This window comes from Citricoccus sp., from assembly GCF_032154715.1.
Taxonomy (GTDB): Bacteria; Actinomycetota; Actinomycetes; order Actinomycetales; family Micrococcaceae; genus Citricoccus.
In genome coordinates, this window is record NZ_JALDXU010000055.1 from 1 (window position 1) to 22,330 (window position 22,330).

Genomic DNA, 22,330 nt, shown 5'->3' on the forward strand with positions numbered 1-22,330 from the left:
CAGCCTCCGCCGGCGCACCGGACGCCCCGAGCGCAGGAGGGACCCGCTGATGCTGACACTGACGGACGTGAACAAGACGTTCTTCCCGGGCACCGTCAACGAGCGGCGCGCCCTGCGGGGGATCGAGCTGCACCTGGGCAAGGGCGACTTCGTGACGGTGATCGGCTCCAACGGGGCGGGCAAGTCCACGGTGCTGAACGTGATCTCCGGCGGACTGTCCCCGGACTCCGGCACCGTGACGATCGACGGGCGCAATGTCACGAAGCTCAAGGACTACCGCCGCGCCGCGCTGGTCGGTCGCGTCTTTCAGGACCCGATGGCGGGCACCGCACCGCATCTGAGCATCGAGGAGAACATGGCGATCGCGGACAAGCGCGGTGCCACCCGGATGCTGGGTCGAGGTGTCACCAACACCAAGCGCCGCCGCTTCGCGGAGGAGCTCTCCGTCCTGGAACTGGGCCTCGAGGACCGGCTCAAGGCCAAGGTCGGCCTGCTCTCCGGCGGCCAGCGGCAGGCCCTCAGCCTGCTCATGGCCACGTTCTCGGACCCGCGGATCCTGCTGCTGGACGAGCACACCGCCGCCCTGGACCCGCAGCGCGCCGAGCTGGTGACCCGGCTGACCGAGCAGATCGTCACCGACAAGGGACTCACCACGCTGATGGTCACGCACAACATGGAGCAGGCCCTGCGGGTGGGCAACCGACTGGTCATGATGCACGACGGTCAGATCATCCTCGACCTCGACGAAGAGCAGAAGCGCGGCAAGACCGTGCGGGACCTGCTGGGCGAGTTCGAGAAGATCAAGGGGGCCACGCTGGACGACAAGACCCTGCTCCAGTAGGCGCCGGCGCCGGGCCCCTTTCCGGCCGATCCGCGGTCGCCCGGTACGGCGGCTGGCGGGGCCCCCCTGCACGTGACAGGGTGACCCCACCGCACCCTGATGTCGAGGTCCCGGGCCAGGATGAGCCTTGGGGACGAGGAGATGATGGATACCACCTTCAAACTCATAGCAATCCTGTTGTACTTCGCCGCGATGCTGGCCATCGGCTTCTACGCATCCCGGAAGAACAACGACCTCGACGACTACATGCTGGCCGGTCGAAAGCTACCGCCGTTCGTGGCGGCGCTCTCCGCGGGCGCCTCGGACATGTCCGGCTGGCTGCTCCTCGGCCTGCCCGGCGCGGTCTACGCCTCTGGTCTGGTCGAGGCCTGGATCGCCGTCGGCCTGACCATCGGTGCCTGGCTGAACTGGAAGTTCATCGCCCCGCGCCTGCGGTCCTACACCGAGGTGGCCCGGAACTCCATCACCATCCCCTCATTCCTGGAGAACCGCTTCCGTGACCGCACGCACCTGCTGCGGATCGTGGCCGGCGGGATCGTGCTGGTGTACTTCACCTTCTACGTGTCCTCCGGCATGGTGGCCGGGGGAAAGTTCTTCGAGTCCTCCTTCGGCTCGACCTACCTGGCCGGCATGCTGCTCGTGGCCGGCGTGACCATCGTCTACACCCTGTTCGGCGGCTTCCTCGGCGCCTCGCTCACGGACGTGGTGCAGGGCCTGCTCATGCTGGCCGCGCTCATCGCCGTCCCGGTGGTCGCGATCATCAACCTGGGTGGTTGGGGCGAGATGGTGAGTCTGATCGAATCCGCGGACGCCGGAATGGGGGAGGGCACCAACCGGCTGTCCTTCCTCGCCAACGCCACGTGGGTCGGCGTGATCTCCGCGCTGGCCTGGGGTCTGGGCTACTTCGGCCAGCCGCACATCATCGTCCGCTTCATGGCCCTGCGGTCATCGAAGGACGCCGTGGCCGGACGTCGCATCGGCGTTGCCTGGATGGCCATCTGTGCCTTCGGCGCCATCATGACCGCGCTGGTGGGCATCGCCTACTTCCAGGCGAACCCCGGCACCACGCTGGATGACCCGGAGACCGTGTTCCTGGTCCTGGCCCAGATCCTCTTCCACCCCTTCGTGGCCGGACTGGTCCTCGCGGCCGTGCTGGCCGCCGTGATGTCCACGATCTCCTCCCAGTTGATCGTGTGTTCCTCCGCCCTGGTGGAGGACCTCTACAAGCTCTTCGGCCGCAAGGCCAGCGCGCGGAAAGAGCTGTGGCTGGGCCGCGGCGGTGTGATCCTGGTGGCCGTCATCGCGATCATCATCGCCCTCGATCCCGAGGCCAGTGTCCTGGAACTCGTCAGCTTCGCGTGGGCCGGCTTCGGCGCCTCCTTCGGGCCGGTGGTGATCCTGGCCCTGTTCTGGAAGAAGTTCAACGCCTGGGGCTCCCTGTCCTCACTGGTGGTCGGCGCCGTCATCGTCTTCTGGTGGGGCAACATGCCGGACGAGGCCTGGGGCGGGGTCTTCGAGATGTACGAGATCGTGCCCGGCTTCGTGCTGGCCGCCATCGCGGGCAGCATCGTCTCCCTGGTGACCCACCGCCCGCAGGCTGCGAAGACGGCCGAGATCAGCGCCGAGTTCGACGAGGCCGTCGCCGTGTCCAAGGGCAAGGAGTTCGTCGCCTCAAAGGCCTGAAGGAGACGGGAGGACGGTTCACCCGGGGCGCCGAGCCGTCACCCGTGGGCCCCGGTAGCCGCGCAGCGCCGCGTCCTGGCGCATTCCCAGGGACAAATACAGGGCGTGCGCCGCGGCCCGGGACTCCCGCACCGTCAGGTGCAGCATTCCGGGGTCGCCCGCGGCCAGGAGCCGTTCGGCGAGTCCGATGACGAGCCGGCGGCCCACTCCATGGCGCCGGGCCCCGGGGAGCACGGCCGTGAAGTCCACATAGGCCTGACCGTCGTCCTGGAGGGAGCCCGCAGCGTAGCCGAGCACCGCTCCGGTGGAATCCTCGGCCACCACGGTGTGGTGGCGGGAGAGCAGCTGGGCCGCGGTCGCGTAGGCCTCGCCGAACTCGGCCGTGTGCAGCGGTTCCAGGAGACCGATGTCGGCCGGTTCCGCCGGGCGGATGCGCACCGGTTCTCGGCGGCGCACCGGGGCCGGCTGTTCTGACGGTGCGGCGGGATCCGCCCATCGCGCCGCAGTGGAGGCCGGGACCACCATGGCGTAGTTCACCTCCGTGGCGGTCCAGCCCAGGCCGGTGGCCAGGTCGGCCATGGACCCGTTGGCCACGTGGCCGCACATCTCGAAGCGTTCCACTCCCGCCGGGACGGCGTCGCACACGGCCGCCACCAGGGCGGCGCCGTGGCGGTCCACCTGCTCCGGAGCGCCCCACGGACCGTGGACCCAGGCCAGGGACGGCTCCGGATCCCAGTCGACGGTGCACGCGGCGAGGATCGTGCCGTCCTGCTCCACGGTCCTCAGGTTCCGCAGCCAGGGCTGGTCCAGGCCGTCAAGCTCGGCCTCGATCCCGGCGGCGTCCTCCCCGAGGAAGGCGGTACCGGTGGCCGGGTCCTGTTGGCAGGCGATGATGAAGGCCAGGGCGTCGCTTCTCTGCACGGGTCTCTTCACTGGCTCTCCGTCGAACGGGCTGCTCTCGGCCATGACGGCATCGTCTGCCCTACGATGGCGTGATGGAAGAGCTGGCTGCCGAACTCGTCGACCACCGTTGGGGCTCCGACGCCCCGGGCCAGCCGTGGCTGGGCTTCGAGGCCTGGGGCCGGTTGCACGGTTCGGACGGCTGCAACCACCTCAGGGGGGAGTGGACCGTGACGGCGGAGCGGATCGATTTCGGCCGTCTGGTCTCGACGATGATGTTCTGCGAAGGCGTGGACACCTGGCTCAACGGCGCCGTGGCCGCTCGGCTTCTCCAGGACTCGTCCGGAGATCGGCTCGAGATCCTCGATCCGGCCGGCCGGGTCATCGGCGCCCTGCCTCGGGCCGTCCCGGACGCCGCGACCACCGCGTGACATCCACGAACTCCATACTCACGGTGTACCGGCGACGCGGCCACGAAAGGGATTGAGGGGGAGAAAAGTGGAGAGGGTGGTGCCCCCGGCAGGAATCGAACCTGCGGCCTTCTGCTCCGGAGGCAGACGCTCTATCCCCTGAGCTACGGAGGCGGGGGTCTCTCAATCGGCGGGCCGATCAGGACTCGATCACCCTACCCCATGCGGGGCCGGTGCGGGAAACCGGCTGGCGGTCCGCCGCCGGTCCCCCTCCGGTTACGGACGGGGACCGGCAGAACATTAGACTGTCGCGGGTGACCCCCGAAGACCTTTCCACAGCCCTGGCCGCTTGCCTGCAGGATGCCGTTGATTCCGGCGAGATCTCTGTGGAGGTGCCCACCACGATCAAGGTGGAGCGACCGAAGAACCGAGAGCACGGTGACTGGGCCACCAATGTGGCCATGCAGCTGGGCAAGAAGGCCGGCCTGGCCCCGCGTGACCTCGCGGCGCTGCTCGCCGAGAAGCTGGGGCAGGTCCCCGGTGTGGCCCGGGTGGACATCGCTGGCCCCGGCTTCCTGAACATCACGCTCGACGCCGCGGCCGCCGGTGAGCTGGCCCGCACCGTCGTCGAGGCCGGAGCGGCCTATGGTCGGAACACCGCGCTGGCGGGCAGGGTGGTCAACATGGAGTTCGTCTCCGCGAACCCCACGGGGCCCCTGCACATCGGCCACACGCGCTGGGCCGCGCTCGGCGACGCGATCTCCCGGTTATTGCGCGCCTCGGGGGCCGAGGTCACGGCCGAGTACTACATCAACGACGCCGGCCACCAGATGAACGTATTCGCCCAGTCGGTCCACCACCGCCTGCACGGCCTGCCCGTCCCGGAAGGCGGCTACCCGGGCGAGTACATCCAGGACCTGGCCACCCAGGTGCGCACCGAACACCCGGACATCACCGCCCTCACCGAGGAGGCCGCCCTCCCGATCATCCGCGAGGCCGCCTACCGCCACCAGATGCAGGACATCCGGGACACGCTGGGTCACTTCGGCGTGCACTTCGACGTCTGGTTCTCCGAGAAAGAATTGCACGAGTCCGGCGCCATCGGGCACGCCGTCCAGCGGTTGCGCGAGCAGGGGCACATCGATGACCGCGAGGGCGCCGTCTGGCTGCGCACCACCGACTTCGGGGACGACAAGGACCGCGTGCTCATCCGCGCCAACGGCGAGCCCACCTACTTCGCCGCGGACGCCGCGTACTACCTGTCCAAGAAGGACCGCGGCTTCAACGAGAAGATCTACCTGCTCGGTGCGGACCACCACGGCTACGTCGGCCGCCTCAAGGCCATCGCCGCCTGCGCCGGTGACGACCCGGCCCGCAATATCGAGGTGCTCATCGGCCAGCTGATCTCCGTCAACGGGGCCAAGCTGTCCAAGCGGGCCGGCAACATCATCGAACTGAAGGACCTCATCGACTGGCTCGGTGCGGACGCGCTGCGCTACTCGCTGGCCCGGTATCCGGCGGATTCCCCCATCACCATGGACCCGGAGATCCTCACATCGAAGACCAATGACAACCCGGTGTTCTACGTGCAGTACGCCCATGCCCGTTCCCGGGGCGCGGCCCGCACGGCCGAGGCGGCCGGCGTCGACCGTTCCGTCTTCGACGCCGGACTGCTGACGCACGCGACCGAATCGGATCTGCTGGCCCGGCTCGGCGAATTCCCGTCGATCGTGGCCCAGGCCGCCGAATTCCGCGAACCGCACCGCGTGGCCCGCCATCTGGAGGTCATCGCCGGGGCCTACCACGCGTGGTACGGGGCCTGCCGGATCGTGCCGGTCGCCGGGGACGACGGCCAGCGCGGGGAGATCACGGACCTCAACCGCACCCGCCTGTGGCTCAACGAGGCCACCGCGCAGGTGCTCGCCAATGGACTCGACCTGCTGGGCGTGAGCGCCCCGGAACGGATGTGACCGTGACTGATTCGACGGCCCACGCCTCGCCGTTGGCCCCCGACTGGCTCGACTACCCCGAAGATCCGAACGCCCTGGTCACCAAGCTCTGGGCCGCCGGAGTGGAACGGAACGACGACGGCGAGATCGCCGTCCAGGGCCTGCCCGCCTCCCAGCTGGCCCGGGACTACGGGACACCCCTCCTGGTTCTCGACGAGGACGACTTCCGCTCACGCGCCCGCGCCTTCCGCGACGCGTTCACTGAGGCCTTCGCGGAACTGTGCGGCGGCGTGGACGTCTATTACGCCGGAAAGTCGTTCCTCTGCACCGCGGCGGCCCGCTGGGTGAGCGAGGAGGGTCTGCGCGTGGACACCGCCTCCGGGGGCGAGATGGCCACCGCGCTGCGCGCCGGCGTCGAGCCCGCGCACATCGGACTGCACGGCAACAACAAGTCCGATGACGAGATGCGCCGGGCCCTGGCCGCCGGGGTCGGGCGCATCGTCGTGGACTCCCTGGACGAGCTGGACCGGCTCGCCGAACTGGCCGCGGAGGCCGGCGCGGTCGCGCCCGTGATGCTGCGTCTGACGCCCGGCGTGCACGCCCACACCCATGAGTACATCGCCACGGCCCACGAGGACCAGAAGTTCGGGCTCTCGATGGCGGGGCCGGACGGGTCTGTTGGAACCGACGGGGCGGCGGGCACGGCCGGGTCGCCGGCCGCCGCGGCCGTCGCGCGCGCCCTGGCCGCCACCTCCATCGACCTGCGCGGACTGCACTGCCACATCGGCTCGCAGATCTTCGAGCCCGAGGGCTTCGGCGTCGCCGCCGAGAAGCTGCTGGGCTTCCTCGCCGAGATCAAGGCGGAGCACGGCGTCGAGCTGGAGGAGCTGGACCTCGGCGGCGGCCACGGCATCGCCTACACCGCCGCGGACACCCCGCGGACCCCGCAGGACATCGCCACCACGCTGGCCGACGTGGTCGGCGCGGCCTGCGCGGCGCTGGGGATGGCCTGCCCACGGATCTCCATCGAGCCCGGCCGCGCCATCTCCGGCCCAGCCGCCTTCACCCTGTACGAGGCCGGTGTCCGCAAGACCGTGACCGTGGACGGGAAGGGGGGCGCCACCCATCCGCGCCGCTATGTCTCCGTGGACGGGGGCATGTCAGACAACGCCCGGCCCGTGCTCTACGAGGCCGACTACTCGGTGGCGCTGGCCTCCCGTGCCTCCGGCGCGCCGGCGGTGCTCTCCCGGGTGGTCGGCAAGCACTGCGAGTCCGGGGATATCGTCGTCAAAGACGCCTACCTGCCGGAGGACGTGGCCCGCGGCGACCTGCTGGCCGTGCCCGCCACCGGTGCGTACTGCCACTCACTGTCCAGCAACTACAACATGCTCACCCGGCCGGCCGTCGTCGCGGTCCACGGCGGGCAGGCCCGCGTGATCATCCGCCGCGAAACCGAAGAGGACCTCTTCGCCCGCGAGACCGGGCTGTAGCGGCCCCCCGGCTTGTCCACCCCGACTTCTCGTTCCTGACTTTTCCCACTCCCAGAACCATCTCCCAGAACCAACGGAGGACCATGACCGCCACGACCCCGTCCGCGCCGCACGCCCCACAGCCGGCCCTGAAGATCGCGCTGCTGGGCGCCGGCACCGTCGGCTCCCAGGTGGCGCGGATCCTCACGGAGGACGCCGAGATGCTGGCCGCGCGCGTGGGCACGCGCCTGGAGCTGGCCGGCGTCTTCGTCCGCAACCCGGACGGACGTCGCGACTACCAGCTGCCCCGCGAGCTGTACACCACGGATGCCGAGGCGCTGGTGGACTCCGCCGACATCGTGCTGGAGCTGATGGGCGGCATCGAGCCGGCCAAGTCGCTCATCGAACGGGCCATCGGCAACGGCTCGGCCGTGGTCACCGGCAACAAGGCCCTGCTCGCCCAGTCCGGCTCGGAACTGTTCGCGGCGGCCGCCGAGGCCGGCACCCAGCTCTCCTTCGAGGCGTCCGTGGCCGGGGCCATCCCCATCCTGCGCCCGCTGCGGGACTCCCTGGCGGGGGACACCGTCACCCGCGTGATGGGTATCGCCAACGGCACCACGAACTACATCCTGGACCAGATGGACACCACCGGGGCGGCCTTCGATGATGCCCTCGCCGAGGCCCAGGAACTCGGCTACGCCGAGGCCGACCCGACGGCGGACATCGAGGGACATGACGCGGCCGCCAAGGCCGCGATCCTCGCCAACCTGGCCTTCCACGCACCCTTCCGGATCGACGAGGTCTACTGCGAGGGCATCACCAGGATCACCGCCGCGGACAACGAGGCCGCCTCCGAGGCCGGCTACGTCATCAAGCTGCTGGCAATCGCCGAGAGGATCACGGCCGGTGACGGGACCGCCGGCGCCGTCCTGCGCGTGCACCCGACCCTGTTGCCGCGCGAACACCCGCTGGCCGCCGTCCGCGGCGCGTTCAACGCCGTCTTCGTCGAGGCGCAGAACGCCGGCGAGCTGATGTTCTACGGCCCCGGCGCGGGCGGGGCGCCCACGGCCAGCGCCGTCATGGGGGACACCGTGTCCATCGCCCGCCGGCTGGTCCGCGGCGGCGCCGGACGCACGCACACCCCACGGTCCGTGGTGCCGGCCCTGCCCGTGGGGGAGGCGCGCACCAGTTATATGGTGGTCATCCGCGTGGCGGACCGCCCCGGAGTGCTGGCCGCCATCGCCTCGGCCGTCGCCGAGCACGGGGTCTCGATCGTGTCCATGCGCCAGGTCCCCCTGGCAGAGGATGACCTCGTCGTCGAGGAATCCGATGAGGCCTACACCGATGAGGCGCCCGAGTCGGTCTTGCGCATCATCACGCACGAGGCCAAAGAGCAGAACCTGGCGGCCACCGTGGCCACCATCAAGGAATTGGACGTCGTGACCGAAGTGGTCTCGGTCCTGCGAGTCGAAGGGAACTGAACACAGTGGCACACCAATGGCGCGGGGTCATCCGCGAATACGCCGACCGCCTGCCCGTCAGCAAGAGCACCCGCGTGGTCACCCTCGGCGAGGGCGGCACGCCGCTGATCGAGGCCCCGGCCCTGTCCCAGCTCGTGGACGGTGAGGTGTGGGTGAAGTTCGAGGGCATGAACCCCACCGGCTCCTTCAAGGACCGCGGCATGACCATGGCCATCACCGCCGCCGTGGAGCAGGGCGCGAAGGCCGTGGTCTGCGCCTCCACCGGCAACACCTCGGCCTCTGCCGCCGCCTACGCGACCCAGGCCGGGCTGACCTGCGCCGTGCTGGTCCCGGACGGCAAGATCGCCCTGGGCAAGCTCTCGCAGGCCATTGCCCACGGTGCCACCCTGCTGCAGGTGGACGGCAACTTCGACAACTGCCTGGACGTGGCGCGCAAGCTCTCGGAGAACTACCCGGTCTTCCTCGTCAACTCGGTGAACCCGAACCGCATCGAGGGGCAGAAGACCGGTGCGTTCGAGGTCGTGGACGCCCTGGGTGACGCCCCGGACTACCACCTGCTGCCCGTCGGCAACGCCGGCAACATCACCGCCTACTGGAAGGGCTACCAGGAGTACTCCCAGCCCTACACCAACCCCCACCCGGGCGCCGTCCCGGCCGGCTCCGAGCCGGTCGAGCTGCCCGCCGTGGCCACCCGGACCCCCACGATGTGGGGCTTCCAGGCCGCCGGTGCGGCACCGATCGTCCTCGGGCACCCGGTGACCGAGCCGGACACCATCGCCACCGCCATCCGCATCGGCAACCCCGCCTCCTGGGAACAGGCCGAGGCGGCCCGCGACGAGTCCGGCGGCATGATCGACTCCGTCACCGACGAGGAGATCCTCGCCGCCCACCGCTGGCTGTCCGCCCGGGAGGGCGTCTTCGTGGAGCCGGCCTCCGCCGCCGGCGTGGCCGGACTCATCAAGCACCATGCCCTCGGCAACGTCCCGGCCGGCAAGCGCTGGGTCATCACCGTGACCGGTCATGGCCTGAAGGACCCGCAGTGGGCCCTGAGGAATGCGGACGGCTCGGACATCGAACCGCAGAAGGTGCCGTTCGACGTCGTGGCCGTGGCCGAGGCCCTGGGGCTCGCCTGATGCCGAACCGGCCAGAGCAGGGTGTGGTACCGAGCCGGGTGCCGGGCCTGGAAGCGGGGTTGGCCCAGGGGCTGCGGAACGTGCCCGCCGGGCTCACGGTGCGTGTCTCCGTCCCGGCGACCTCGGCGAACCTCGGCCCCGGATTCGACTCCATGGGCCTCGCCCTCGACCTGCGGGATGACGTCGAGGTGACCACCGTGGACGAGGGTTTCTCAGCCGTGGTGCACGGCGAGGGAGCCGGCACCGTGCCCACCGACGCCTCACACCTGGTGATCGCCACGCTGCGCGCCTATCTGCTCGAGCGCGGCTGGGAGGTGCCCGGGCTGGAGTTGGTGGCCACCAACCGAATCCCGCATGGCCGCGGGCTCGGCTCCTCGGCCGCGGCCCACGCCAGTGCCATCCTGCTCGCCGACGCCCTGCTGCCGGAGGAGGAACGCGCCTCCGGGGCGGACCTGCTCAACGCGGCCTCGCACCTGGAGGGCCACCCGGACAACGTGGCGCCGGCCCTGACCGGGGGGCTCACCGTCTCCTGGGAGGAGGACGGTCGTTACCGGTCCTCAGCCATGAGGCCGCATGCCGCGGTGGTGCCGGTGGTGGCGATCCCCGCGCAGCCGCTGAGCACCGAGACCGCCCGCGGGCTGCTGCCCGCCCAGGTGCCGCACCACGTGGCGGCCGCGAACGCCGGCCGAGTCGGACTGCTGGTGCACGCACTGACACACGAGCCGTCACTGCTGCTGGCCGGCACGCGCGACTGGCTGCACCAGGACCAGAGGGAGCCGGCCATGCCGGAGTCCGTCGGACTGGTGCGGGACCTGCGCCGGCAGGGCCTGGCCGCCGTGGTCTCCGGGGCCGGCCCGACCGTCATGGTGCTCGCCGACGGTAGGGACCAGGCGGATCGCGCCCGGGTGGCCCTGCAGGCTGGCCTCAACGGGTCCGCGCAGTCGTGGCGTGTCAGCATTCTGCCCGTGGACGCCGCGGGTGCTAAGGTGGAGACACACCGCTCAGGCCAGCCCATCTCGGGCTGATGCCGACGGGATTCCGCCGAGAGCGCGGATCCCGTGGTCGGTGGGAATCCAGGCTCCACGCGGACCAGTACGGTCCCAGCGGGCTTCGGCCTGTCTTGGCTCCCTGGATTGGACTCTCCCGGATCGAATCCGATCCGGTACTGAATCCCGGTTTTCAGCCACCTGCTCAGGTGGCAGCCGGTACACACTTCGCGGGATCCCTCCAGTCGGATCCTGCCTGACGAGGGAGAAGGAACCTTCGTGACCGAAACCACTGAACTGCCCACGGCCTCCGCGGGCAATTCCGCCGAGGCACCAGCCGCGGCTGCCACCACCGCCGCCGCCCAGACAGGTGGCGGCCTGGCCGGCCTGAAGCTGGCACAGCTGCAGGCCCTGGCCTCCCAGCTCGGCATCACCGGGGGATCCCGGATGCGCAAGTCCGACCTGGTGGCCGCCATCTCCAGCCACCAGCGCGGCGGCTCCGTCGCGGACCGCAAGCAGGCTGAGGGCGCGTCCGGCGCCGCTGCCGGATCAGACGGCAAGGCCGCTGACAGCAAGGCCGGTGCTGACGACGGCGCGGCCGCACCGAAGCGCCGGTCCCGCAGCAGCAAGGCCGCCCAGGCCGAGCAGAAGCAGGCCGAGCAGTCAGCTGACCAGAACCAGCCGGACTCATCGGCCGACCAGCCGACCGACCAGAATCAGGCCGCGACGTCGGCCGCCGGCGCCGAGGGCGGCGCTCCCGAGCGCCCGGCCCGCCGGACCCGTTCGCGCCGCGCCGAGTCGGCAGCCGGCACCACCGGCGAGGACCGGTCCGTCTCCGCGGAGACCTCGTCCGAGGGGGCCGCGGAGTCCCGGAACGGAGCCGGCGACGGTACCGGTCAGGGGACCGACGGACCACAGGAGCGCGCCAACGACCGGAACGCCCGCGGCGACCGCAACAACCGTTCCGGCCGGGGCGACCGGAACGACCGGAATACTCGCAGCGACCGCAATGCCGACCGCAATGACCGGAACCAGGACCGCAACGAGCGGAACCAGGACCGCAACGAGCGGAACGCCGATCGCCAGCAGGACAACAAGTCCGACAACGATCAGCAGTCCGGCAGCCGGGGCTCCAACCGGAACAACGACCGGAACAACGACCGCGACGAGGACAGCCGCCGCAACCGCCGCAACCGCAACCGCAACGACCGCAACCGCAACCGCCGCGGTCGCAGCGGCCCCGAGGTCGATGACACCGAGATGACCGAGGACGACGTGCTGCTGCCCGTCGCCGGCATCCTGGACGTCCTGGACAACTACGCCTTCGTGCGGACCTCCGGCTACCTGCCCGGCCCGAACGATGTGTATGTCTCGTTGTCCATGGTCAAGAAGTACGGCCTGCGCAAGGGCGACGCCGTCGTGGGCGCCATCAGGGCCCCCCGGGACGGCGAGAGCCAGAACAACAGCAACGCCGGCGGTGGGAACCGGCAGAAGTTCAACGCCCTGGTGCGTCTGACCTCCGTCAACGGCCAGCAGGCCGAGGACAGCCCCAAGCGCACCAAGTTCAACGACCTGGTGCCGCTGTACCCGCAGGAGCGTCTGCGCCTCGAGACCGACTCCAAGCTGGTCGGCCCGCGCGTGATCGACCTGGTCTCGCCGATCGGCAAGGGGCAGCGCGGTCTCATCGTCTCCCCGCCGAAGGCCGGCAAGACGATGATCCTGCAGTCCATCGCGAATGCCGTCACCACCAACAACCCCGAGGTGCACCTCATGATGGTGCTGGTGGACGAGCGTCCGGAAGAGGTCACCGACATGCAGCGCTCGGTCAAGGGCGAGGTCATCGCCTCGACCTTCGACCGTCCGGCCGATGACCACACGACCGTGGCCGAGCTGGCCATCGAGCGGGCCAAGCGACTCGTGGAGATGGGCCGCGACGTGGTGGTCCTGCTGGACTCCATGACCCGTCTGGGCCGTGCCTACAACCTGGCCGCGCCGGCCTCCGGCCGCATCCTGTCCGGTGGCGTGGACTCCTCCGCGCTGTACCCGCCGAAGCGGTTCTTCGGTGCTGCCCGCAACATCGAGAACGGTGGCTCCCTGACCATCCTCGCCACCGCGCTGGTGGAGACCGGTTCCAAGATGGACGAGGTCATCTTCGAGGAGTTCAAGGGCACCGGCAACATGGAATTGCGCCTGTCCCGCCAGTTGGCGGACAAGCGCATCTTCCCGGCCGTCGACGTCAATGCCTCCGGCACCCGCCGCGAGGAGAACCTCCTGACCTCCGACGAGATCAAGATCATGTGGAAGCTGCGCCGGGTCCTGTCCGGCCTGGACACGCAGCAGGCGCTGGAGATCCTGACGAACAAGATCAAGGAGACGCAGTCGAACGCCGAGTTCCTCATGCTGGTCTCCAAGACCACGTTGGGTTCCAAGGGCGAGAAGTAGCGACCCACCCTGGCCCCCGTCCCTCCGCCGTCATCAGCAGCCCGGTATCCACCGGGCACTGGACGGCGGAAGGGACGGGGGCCACGTCGTTCACCCCGCCACGGGCACCACCCCTGACTGAAGGAAGACACCCATGTTCGAATCCGTGCAGGATCTGCTGGACGAGCACCGTGAACTGACCGAGAGACTCGCGGACCCGGCCGTGCACCAGGACCAGGTCCTGTCCCGGAAGCTGGGCCGTCGCTTCGCCGAGCTCGGTGCCATCGTCGCGGCGCACCGGGCCTGGACCCAGGCCGAGGCCGATCTGGCCGATGCCCGCGAGCTCGCCGAGGACGACGACGAGTTCGCCGCCGAGGTGCCTGGCCTGCAGGCCACGGCGGAGCAGGCCACGGAGAAGCTGCGCCGGTTGCTCATCCCCCGGGACCCGGCCGACGCGCGGGACGCCATCCTCGAGATCAAGGGCGGCGAGGGCGGCGAGGAGGCCGCCCTCTTCGCCGCGGACCTGCTGCGGATGTATGTGCGCTTCGCCGAGTCCAAGGGCTGGAAGACGGAGATCCTCTCCACCACGGAGTCTGATCTCGGCGGCTACAAGGATGTCCAGGTCGCGATCAAGGGCAAGTCGACTGACCCGGCCGAGGGGGTCTACGCCCAGCTCAAGTTCGAGGGCGGAGTGCACCGCGTGCAGCGCGTCCCCGTCACCGAGTCGCAGGGCCGGATCCACACCTCGGCGGCCGGCGTGCTGGTGTTCCCCGAGGTCGATGCACCGGAGGAGGTCGCCATCTCCGGCAACGACCTGAAGATCGACGTGTTCCGGTCCTCCGGCCCCGGCGGCCAGTCCGTGAACACCACAGACTCCGCCGTGCGCATCACCCACCTGCCCACCGGGATCGTGGTGTCGATGCAGAACGAGAAGTCGCAGATCCAGAATCGCGAGGCCGGCATGCGCGTGCTCCGCTCCCGCCTGCTGGCCCACCGGCAGGAGCAGCTCGACGCCGAGAACGCCGCCACCCGGCATTCCCAGGTCCGGACGATGGACCGGTCCGAGCGCATCCGGACCTACAACTACCCGGAGAACCGGGTGGCGGACCACCGCACCGGATACAAGGCCTACAACCTCGACGCCGTCCTGGACGGTGACCTCGGCCCCGTGCTGCAGTCCTGCATCGAGACGGACGAGGCGCACCGACTGGAGGCGTTGGGGCAGCATGACTGAGACCATGACGAACCGACAGACTGAGGCGGTGACCGAGGCGGTGACCGAGGCGGCGACGCTGGAGTCCCTACTGCGGTCCTCGACCGAGCTGCTGGCCGCGGCCGGCGTGGATTCGCCTCGCGCGGATGCCGAGCTGCTGGCCGCCCACGTCCTCGGCGCCAGCCGTGGCGAGGTGGCCGCCTGGGCCATCGCCGGACGCCGGCTGGACCTGCTCCAGTCCGTCGACCTTCGCCGGCTCTCCATCTCCCGCGCCACCCGCACCCCGCTGCAGTACCTGACGGGCACCACGACATTCCGATCCGTGGAGCTGCAGGTCGGACACGGCGTGTTCCTGCCCCGCCCAGAGACCGAACTCGTCGCCGGAGCGGCCATCGACGCCGCGCTGGCGGCACAGGACAGCACAGACGGCCAGGGCTGTGCCGACGGACGCCCACTGGTGGTCGACCTGTGCACCGGCTCCGGGGCCATCGCCGCGGCGGTGGCCAGCGAGGTTCCCGGCGCCACGGTCCACGCGGTGGAGGCCGACCCCGAGGCCGCCTGGTGGGCGGCCGCCAACCTGGCCCCGCGCGGGGTCACGTTGCACGTCGCGGACGCCGCGACCGCGCTGCCGGACCTGGACGGCCGCGCCGACGTCGTGGTCTCCAACCCTCCGTACGTGCCGGACGGTCGCATCCCGGTGCAGGCCGAGGCGCGGCGCGATCCGGGTCTGGCCCTGTACGGCGGGGGAGCGGACGGCATGCGTCTGCCGGCCGTCGTGGTCGCCGCGGCCGCACGGCTGCTGCGCCCGGGCGGAACCCTGGTCATGGAACACGACGACACGCAGGGCGAGCTGATGTCCGCCCTGCTGCGACGGGACGGGTTGTTCAGCGACGTCCAGACCCGGGAGGACCTCAACGGGCGGCCGCGTTATACGATCGCGGCGCGCACGGATGGGACAATGGCACGGTGAGCCTGCTGATCGACTGCACCACGGAAGCCGGACTGGACGAGGCCATCGAGGCCGCCCGGAGGGCACTGGCGAACCGCGAATGCGTGGTCCTGCCGACGGACACGGTCTACGGGATCGGCGCCGACGCCTTCTCCCCGCAGGCCGTGGCGGTGCTCCTGGCCGCCAAAGGCCGGGGACGGGCCATGCCGCCGCCGGTGCTGATCGGGAGCACCCGGGTGATGGACGGCCTGGCCGTCGATGTCCCGCAGGGCGCCCGAGACCTGGCCGAGGAGTTCTGGCCGGGGCCCCTCACCCTGATCCTCCCGGCACAGCCCTCGCTGACCTGGGACCTGGGGGAGACCCGGGGGACGGTGGCCCTGCGCGTGCCGGACGACCAGGTGGCGCGCGAGCTGCTCCAGGAATACGGCCCGCTGGCCGTCTCCAGTGCCAACCGCACCTCCCTCCCGGCGGCGACGACGGCCCAGGCCGCGCGCGAGATGCTCGGAGACACGGTGTCCGTCTACCTCGACGACGGCGAACGCACCGTCTCCGCACCGTCCACCATCATCGACTGCACCGTCTCGTCCTTCCGCGTGGTGCGTCACGGGGCCCTGTCCCACGGCGAGCTGGCCGCGGTGGTTCCGGACCTCGTGGAATGAAGGTCTACCTGCTGCTGCTGGGGCTCTCCGCCGTCATCAGCTTCGTCCTGACACCGGCGGTACGCAGGCTCGCCCTGGCCGGGGGCGTCTACACCCCACAACGCCAGCGGGACGTGCACCGTGAGCCGGTGCCCAAACTCGGCGGGGTGGCGATGATCGCCGGCGTGCTGGTCGCGTTGGGGATCGGCGCCATGATCCCGTTCCTCGACGGCATCTTCTCCGACCCGGATCCGATCCGCGGGCTGCTGTTCGCCCTCGCCGTGGTCCTGGCGATGGGCGTGGCGGACGACCTGTGGGACCTGCACTGGACGCTCAAGCTCGCCGCCCAGGTGACGGCGGCCGCCCTGGTGGCCTTCCACGGGATCCGGGTCGAGGCCATGCCCGTGGGATGGATCCCGGTGGGCAACGAGCCGATCCAGATCGGACTGACGATCTTCATCCTCGTGCTGACCATGAACGCCATCAACTTCGTGGACGGCCTCGACGGGCTGGCCGCCGGAATGGCCGTCATCGGGGGATCGGCGTTCTTCATCTACACCTACCTGCTGACGCGGACCATCAACGAGTTCGACTACTCCAACCTGGCCACCCTGCTCATGGCGGTCCTCGTCGGGTCCTGCCTCGGCTTCCTGCCGCACAACTTCAACCCGGCGAAGATCTTCATGGGCGAGGTGGGCGCCATGCTCATCGGCCTGCTCCTGGCCACCGCCGCCGTGGCCGTGACCGCCGACGTGGAGGCGATGGAGGGCTTCCGCTTCCGCAACGTCCCGGCCTACATGCCGATCCTGCTGCCGATCGCCGTCATGGCGCTGCCGCTGCTGGACCTGGCCCTGGCCGTGGTGCGCCGGACGGTCCGCGGGTCCAGCCCCTTCTCGGCCGACCGCGGCCACCTGCACCACAAACTCGTGGACGGCGGGTGGACCCATCGCCAGGCCGTGCTGCTGCTCTACCTGTGGACCTTTTTGATCGCCTATGGGGTGGTCTCACTGAACTTCTTCGACTGGCTGATCGTCCTGCCGGTCGTCGGCGTCCTGTTGCTGGGTGCCGGATACCTGACCCTGCACCCCTGGGTGCGCCGTTCGAGGGAATCATCGAGGGAGCTCCGCCCATGAAGCCGCCCATGAAATCGTCCGCGAAGCGCGTCAACACCCGCGGCTGGTGGGGGATCCTGACCGCCTGCCTTATCGGCTCCGTCGCCGCACTGGCCGCGGCCGCCGCCGTCGCGTGGCTGGTGGTCGGGGGAGCGGTCGGTGGGGCCGCCGCCGCGTCGCTGGGACTGGCCGGCGCCGCCGTGGTGGTCCTCTCCGGCCTCACGCTGCTGGTGACGGCCTGGTCCTGGGACCGCTGGCGGGAGCAGGCGGTGTTCATCGCCCTCTTCGGTTTCGTCCTGAAGATCATCCTGATGGCGGTCCTGCTCACCGTGGTGCCCACGCCGGCCTGGCTGGACACGATGGCCGCCGGCCTCGGCGCCCTCGTGGCCATCGTGGCCTGGCAGGTGACCGAGGTCCTCGTCTTCGCCCGGACCCGGCAGCAGATCTACGACGATTGACCGCCGCGGCGTCTCGACGGAGGGTCAGGGGCCGGCGTGCCACCCGGCATCACGGTCTGGTCACGGGCAGATGTCGGGCCGATGACGGTGTGACTTCGACGCAACGTAGAAATAAATCGTCCGACGGCGCGAAAACCGCGCCGAATTGGGCTTTTTGGTCATCAGCACCACGCCCGGTTTGATAGGCTCATCAACGATCAATAACGACGGTCGGGGCCGCGTTGTGCCGCCCGGTCGATCGCGGGGTGGAAACGCGCCGTACGCGTTCCGTTGACCGACACTGCAGAGAGGATCAGCGTGCTACCGATCGTGCTCGCCAGCTCCACCGATGAGGGTGGATTCGCTCCCCCCACGATCGAACAGACCCACCTGCCGGACATCCTGCCCTGGATGGCAGAGTACGGCACCGGTTTCGGCAAGCAGATGCTGATGATCATCCTCTCGGTGATCCTCATCTCGGCCTTCTTCATGCTCGCCATGCGCAAGCCGGGCCTCGTCCCGGGCAAGGTGCAGTGGCTGGCCGAGTCCGGCTACGCCTTCGTGCGCAACAGTATGGGCCGGGACATCATCGGTGAGAAGGAGTTCAAGCCCTTCGTCCCGCTGCTGTTCGGCCTGTTCTTCTTCGTGATCGTGAACAACCTGTTCGGCGCCGTTCCCTTCCTGCAGCTGCCGAGCTTCTCGCACGCCGGGTCGGCCTACGCCCTGGCACTGATCGTCTACATCATCTGGATCGGCCTGGGCATCAAGCGCAACGGCCTCAAGTACTTCAAGCTGGCCGTAGTCCCCAGCGGTGTCCCCGGCTGGATCCTGCCGCTGCTGGTGCCGCTGGAGATCATCTCCACCTTCCTCGTCCGGCCGCTGACTCACTCCCTGCGTCTGATGGCCACCATGCTCTCGGGCCACATGATCATCATGCTGGCCGGCGCCGGCGCCCAGTACCTGATCATGGAGACGGGCAACGTCGCCCTCCAGGCCACCGGTGTCCTGGTGGTCCTCGGATCCGTGGCCATGTACTTCCTGGAACTGCTGATCATGTACCTGCAGGCGTTCGTCTTCACCCTGCTCACCGCGATCTACATCCAAGGGGCGCTGGCCGCCAACGACCACTGACCTTCCGGGCCCGCCATCCTTGGGTGAAGGTGGGCACGGTTCGGCGGAGTGATCCGCCACCGCAGCACGTCCCGGTCCCGGCAACCGCCGGAATCCGCCGGGAACCCCCGCACAACCTGCCGTCAGGCATCTTGAAAGGAACACCATGGAAATCGAAGGCAACCTGAATCTGATCGGCTACGGCCTGGCCTCCATCGGCTCCGCCATCGGCGTGGGCCTGATCTTCGCCGCCTACATCAACGGCGTCGCCCGTCAGCCGGAAGCCCAGCGCATCCTGCAGCCCATCGCCCTGCTGGGCTTCGCCCTCGCCGAGGCCCTGGCCATCCTGGGCCTGGTCTTCGCCTTCGTCCTCTGATTCCTGCCCTTCCCGGCCGGTTCGCCGGCCATCCACAGAGCAGGAAACTTCACCGAAGGATGGTTGAAACATGATCAGGTCTGAAGCGATTCTCGCTGCAGCCGAGGGCGCCAACCCCCTCGTTCCCAACTGGTGGGAGGTGCTCGTTACCGCCGTTGGCTTTGCCGTGTTGATGTTCGTCGTGGTGAAGTACATCGCCCCGGCTCTGGAGAACGCCTACCAGAACCGCGTGGACGCCATCGAGGGCGGACTCGAGAAGGCCGAGAAGGCCCAGGCCGAGGCCAACGCCCTCAAGGCTGACTACGAGCAGCAGCAGCAGGACGGCTACGCCGAGGCCAACCGCGTCCGCGAGGAGGCCCGTACCGAAGGCGCCCAGATCCTGGCCGAGGCCAGGGAGAAGGCCGCCGCCGACGCTGCCCGACTGGTCGAGCAGGCCCAGGTCCAGATCGCCGCTGAGCGTCTGCAGGCCGAGACCTCGCTCCGCACCGACGTCGGCGCCCTGGCCACCACCCTGGCCAGCCGCATCGTCGGCGAATCCCTGGAGGACGACGCCCGCTCGCAGCGCGTGGTGGACCGGTTCCTCGAGGACCTCGAGCGGAACTCGACCGCCGGCACCGCGTCCGGCACGGCAGGTGTGGCTGAGTAATGGCAGGTGCATCGAGCGATTCGCTGGCCACCGCCCGGCAGGAACTGGACTCCGTCCTGGTCTCCGGCGGCACCCAGCTGGCTTCCGAGCTGTTCACCGCCCTCGCGGCGGTGGACTCCAGCGCCCCGTTGCGCCGCGCCCTGACCGATCCCTCGTGGTCGGTGGAGCGTCGCACCGGAGTCGTCGGCTCGCTGTTCGGGTCCAAGGTATCCGAGGATGCCCTGCGGGTCCTCACCACCCTGGCCGGCCTCAAATGGTCCCAGACCCGGGACTACGGAGACGCCCTCGAGCAGTTGGCCACCACGTCCGTGGCGGCCTCGGCCGAACATGACGGGCTGGACGGACTCGGGCGGCTGTCCGACGAGCTGTTGGCCTTCAACCGCGCGGTCCAGGAGTCCCATGATCTCCAGCGCGCGCTGACGGATCCGCAGGCTCCTGCCGCATCCAAGGGCACCCTGGCCGAGCGGTTGCTGGGCGACGGTTCCCCCGAGGCCAAGCTCCTGGTCCGCCAGGCGGTGGAAGCCCCGCGGGGCCACAAGCCCGTGGATCTCATCCGCGGCTTCGTGGACACCGTGGCGGAGCGTCAGAGACTGTGGATCGCCGAAGTCACCGTGGCCCGCCCCCTGGCCCCGGCTCAGCAGGAGCGGCTTGCCGCTGCATTGAAGCGCCTTTTTGGCCGCGACCTGAAGTTGGACGTGGCCGTCGACCCCGAGCTGGTGGGTGGCATCCGGGTCCAGGTGGGAGACGACGTCGTCGACTCCTCCCTGCAGTCCCGTCTGCATGACCTCCAGCGGAAGATGGCCGGCTGAGGCCGGTCTGACGAACCCACAAGACACCTTCGGTCATCGGCATGTCGATGATCACCAACCCCAGAGAGCAGGGAACGCAGATGGCCGACTTGACCATCAACGCTGACGATGTTCGCAATGCCCTGAATGAGTTCGCGGCATCCTACGAACCGGCCGGCACCGAACGTGTGGAGGTCGGCCACGTCGTCTCCGCAGCAGACGGCATTGCCCGTGTGGAGGGTCTGCCCTCCGTCATGGCCAACGAGCTGCTGCGCTTTGAGGACGGAACCCTGGGCCTGGCCCAGAACCTCGACACCCGCGAGATCGGCGTCGTCGTGCTCGGCGACTTCCAGGGCATCGAAGAGGGCCAGGAAGTCCAGCGCACCGGTGAGGTCCTCTCCGTGCCGGTGGGCGACGCCTTCCTCGGCCGCGTGGTGGACCCGCTGGGTGCACCCCTGGACGACATGGGCCCGATCGAGGCCGAGGCCCGCCGCGCCATGGAGCTCCAGGCGCCGGGCGTCACGCAGCGCAAGTCCGTGGACGAACCGCTGCAGACCGGCATGAAGTCCATCGACGCCATGATCCCCATCGGCCGCGGCCAGCGTCAGCTGATCATCGGTGACCGCCAGACCGGCAAGACCGCCATCGGCATCGACACCATCCTGAACCAGAAGGCCAACTGGGAGTCCGGCGATCCGTCGAAGCAGGTGCGCTGCATCTACGTCGCCGTCGGACAGAAGGCCTCGACGATCGCCTCCGTGCGTCAGACGCTCGAGGAGCACGGCGCCCTGGAATACACCACCATCGTGGCGTCCCCGGCCTCCGACCCGGCCGGCTTCAAGTACCTGGCGCCCTATGCCGGTTCGGCCATCGGCCAGCACTGGATGTACGGCGGCAAGCACGTCCTCATCATCTTCGATGACCTCTCCAAGCAGGCCGAGGCCTACCGTGCGGTCTCGCTGCTGCTGCGCCGCCCGCCGGGCCGCGAGGCCTACCCCGGCGATGTGTTCTACCTGCACTCCCGCCTGCTGGAGAGGTGTGCCAAGCTGTCCGACGAGCTGGGAGGCGGTTCCATGACCGGCCTGCCGATCGTCGAGACCAAGGCGAACGACGTCTCGGCCTACATCCCGACCAACGTCATCTCCATCACCGACGGTCAGATCTTCCTGCAGTCGGATCTCTTCAACGCCAACCAGCGTCCGGCCGTCGACGTGGGCATCTCGGTGTCCCGCGTGGGTGGTGCGGCCCAGGTCAAGGCCATGAAGAAGGTCTCGGGCACGTTGAAGCTGGACCTGGCGCAGTACCGCGACCAGCAGGCCTTCGCCATGTTCGCCTCGGACCTGGATCCGGCGACACGCCGCCAGCTGGCCCGTGGTGAGCGGCTGACCGAGCTGCTGAAGCAGCCGCAGTACTCGCCGTACCCGGTCGAGGAGCAGGTCGTGTCCATCTGGACCGGCTCCAACGGTCACCTCGACGAGGTCCCGGTGGAGGACGTGCTGCGCTTCGAGCGCGACTTCCTGGACCACCTGCGTCGCAAGGAGGTGGTGCTCGGCCCGATCCGCGAGACCGGCAAGCTGGAGGACTCCACCCTCGAGGCGCTCAAGACCGAGGTCGAGGCGTTCAAGAAGGGCTTCTTCGGGGAAGGCGACAGCAAGCTCGTCGCCGCCGGCCACGAGGAGCACGAGCCGCTGGCGGCCGATCAGGTCACCCAGGAAAAGATCGTCAAGCAGAAGCGCTGACCCGTTGTGCCGATGGCAGTCCCGTCCGGTCCTTCCACCAGGAATGACC

At 69.5% G+C, this 22,330-nt stretch carries 20 protein-coding genes and 1 tRNA gene; 19 read left to right on the top strand and 2 right to left on the bottom strand.

The annotated features are described in order from the left end of the window. The first annotated feature begins 49 nt into the window (after positions 1–49). Entirely contained in the window at positions 50–841 is a 792-nt protein-coding gene (locus RUH65_RS10195) for an ABC transporter ATP-binding protein (RefSeq protein WP_313817310.1), read from the top strand. A gap of 141 nt (positions 842–982) precedes the next feature. Further along, positions 983–2,524, top strand: a complete 1,542-nt coding sequence (gene putP, locus RUH65_RS10200; protein WP_313817311.1) for a sodium/proline symporter PutP — start codon at positions 983–985, stop codon at positions 2,522–2,524. An 18-nt stretch (positions 2,525–2,542) separates the two neighbouring features. Here the strand turns inward: putP and RUH65_RS10205 are convergent, their stop codons facing one another. Beyond that, positions 2,543–3,490, bottom strand: a complete 948-nt coding sequence (locus tag RUH65_RS10205; RefSeq protein ID WP_313817292.1) for a GNAT family N-acetyltransferase — start codon at positions 3,488–3,490, stop codon at positions 2,543–2,545. A 29-nt stretch (positions 3,491–3,519) separates the two neighbouring features. Here RUH65_RS10205 and RUH65_RS10210 point away from each other — a divergent pair, with 29 nt between their 5' ends. After that, on the top strand, positions 3,520–3,855 hold the full coding sequence (locus tag RUH65_RS10210) for an META domain-containing protein (RefSeq protein ID WP_313817293.1): 336 nt from the start codon (positions 3,520–3,522) through the stop codon (positions 3,853–3,855). A gap of 77 nt (positions 3,856–3,932) precedes the next feature. On the opposite strand, the gene RUH65_RS10215 is transcribed toward RUH65_RS10210, so the two are convergent. Next, a tRNA-Arg gene (locus RUH65_RS10215) sits at positions 3,933–4,008 on the bottom strand. 140 nt (positions 4,009–4,148) lie between these two features. On the opposite strand from RUH65_RS10215, the gene argS reads away from it, so the two are divergent. The 16 genes from argS (at position 4,149) to atpA (ending at position 22,281) form a co-directional block, all read left to right on the top strand. Beyond that, the gene (gene argS / locus RUH65_RS10220; RefSeq protein ID WP_313817294.1) at positions 4,149–5,804 is read left to right on the top strand and encodes an arginine--tRNA ligase; all 1,656 of its coding nucleotides are present in this window, start codon (positions 4,149–4,151) and stop codon (positions 5,802–5,804) included. 2 nt (positions 5,805–5,806) lie between these two features. Then, entirely contained in the window at positions 5,807–7,273 is a 1,467-nt protein-coding gene (gene lysA / locus RUH65_RS10225; protein WP_313817295.1) for a diaminopimelate decarboxylase, read from the top strand. Positions 7,274–7,356: 83 nt separating this feature from the next. Next, positions 7,357–8,733 carry a homoserine dehydrogenase gene (locus tag RUH65_RS10230; RefSeq protein WP_313817296.1) on the top strand — a complete coding sequence of 459 codons (1,377 nt, stop codon included), beginning with the start codon at positions 7,357–7,359 and terminating at the stop codon, positions 8,731–8,733. Positions 8,734–8,738: 5 nt separating this feature from the next. Further along, complete coding sequence (gene thrC / locus RUH65_RS10235) at positions 8,739–9,866, top strand: threonine synthase (protein ID WP_313817297.1); 1,128 nt, start codon at positions 8,739–8,741, stop codon at positions 9,864–9,866. Further along, entirely contained in the window at positions 9,866–10,891 is a 1,026-nt protein-coding gene (gene thrB, locus RUH65_RS10240; protein ID WP_313817298.1) for a homoserine kinase, read from the top strand. The genes thrC and thrB overlap by 1 nt, the downstream gene beginning before the upstream one ends. Positions 10,892–11,131: 240 nt before the next feature. Beyond that, positions 11,132–13,294 carry a transcription termination factor Rho gene (gene rho / locus RUH65_RS10245; protein WP_313817299.1) on the top strand — a complete coding sequence of 721 codons (2,163 nt, stop codon included), beginning with the start codon at positions 11,132–11,134 and terminating at the stop codon, positions 13,292–13,294. A 133-nt stretch (positions 13,295–13,427) separates the two neighbouring features. Next, positions 13,428–14,507, top strand: coding sequence for a peptide chain release factor 1 (prfA, locus tag RUH65_RS10250; protein WP_313817300.1), 1,080 nt, complete (start codon positions 13,428–13,430; stop codon positions 14,505–14,507). A 4-nt stretch (positions 14,508–14,511) separates the two neighbouring features. After that, positions 14,512–15,456 carry a peptide chain release factor N(5)-glutamine methyltransferase gene (prmC, locus tag RUH65_RS10255; protein ID WP_313817301.1) on the top strand — a complete coding sequence of 315 codons (945 nt, stop codon included), beginning with the start codon at positions 14,512–14,514 and terminating at the stop codon, positions 15,454–15,456. Beyond that, positions 15,453–16,094: an L-threonylcarbamoyladenylate synthase gene (locus RUH65_RS10260; protein ID WP_313817302.1), complete on the top strand. Its 642-nt coding sequence runs from the start codon at positions 15,453–15,455 to the stop codon at positions 16,092–16,094. Before prmC ends, RUH65_RS10260 begins: the two co-directional genes overlap by 4 nt. Then, a complete protein-coding gene (locus RUH65_RS10265; RefSeq protein WP_313817303.1) occupies positions 16,091–17,206 on the top strand; it encodes an MraY family glycosyltransferase in 1,116 nt (371 codons plus the stop codon). The genes RUH65_RS10260 and RUH65_RS10265 overlap by 4 nt, the downstream gene beginning before the upstream one ends. A gap of 8 nt (positions 17,207–17,214) precedes the next feature. Next, on the top strand, positions 17,215–17,643 hold the full coding sequence (locus RUH65_RS10270; RefSeq protein WP_313817304.1) for a hypothetical protein: 429 nt from the start codon (positions 17,215–17,217) through the stop codon (positions 17,641–17,643). 297 nt (positions 17,644–17,940) lie between these two features. Further along, a complete protein-coding gene (gene atpB / locus RUH65_RS10275) occupies positions 17,941–18,753 on the top strand; it encodes a F0F1 ATP synthase subunit A (RefSeq protein ID WP_313817305.1) in 813 nt (270 codons plus the stop codon). 145 nt (positions 18,754–18,898) lie between these two features. After that, positions 18,899–19,108 (top strand): ATP synthase F0 subunit C, encoded by a 210-nt coding sequence (locus RUH65_RS10280; RefSeq protein ID WP_313817306.1) that lies wholly within the window; start codon positions 18,899–18,901, stop codon positions 19,106–19,108. Positions 19,109–19,178: 70 nt separating this feature from the next. After that, complete coding sequence (locus tag RUH65_RS10285; protein WP_313817307.1) at positions 19,179–19,754, top strand: F0F1 ATP synthase subunit B; 576 nt, start codon at positions 19,179–19,181, stop codon at positions 19,752–19,754. Then, the gene (locus tag RUH65_RS10290; protein ID WP_313817308.1) at positions 19,754–20,563 is read left to right on the top strand and encodes a F0F1 ATP synthase subunit delta; all 810 of its coding nucleotides are present in this window, start codon (positions 19,754–19,756) and stop codon (positions 20,561–20,563) included. Before RUH65_RS10285 ends, RUH65_RS10290 begins: the two co-directional genes overlap by 1 nt. Before the next feature lie 80 nt (positions 20,564–20,643). Then, entirely contained in the window at positions 20,644–22,281 is a 1,638-nt protein-coding gene (gene atpA, locus RUH65_RS10295; RefSeq protein WP_313817309.1) for a F0F1 ATP synthase subunit alpha, read from the top strand. Positions 22,282–22,330 lie beyond the last annotated feature (49 nt).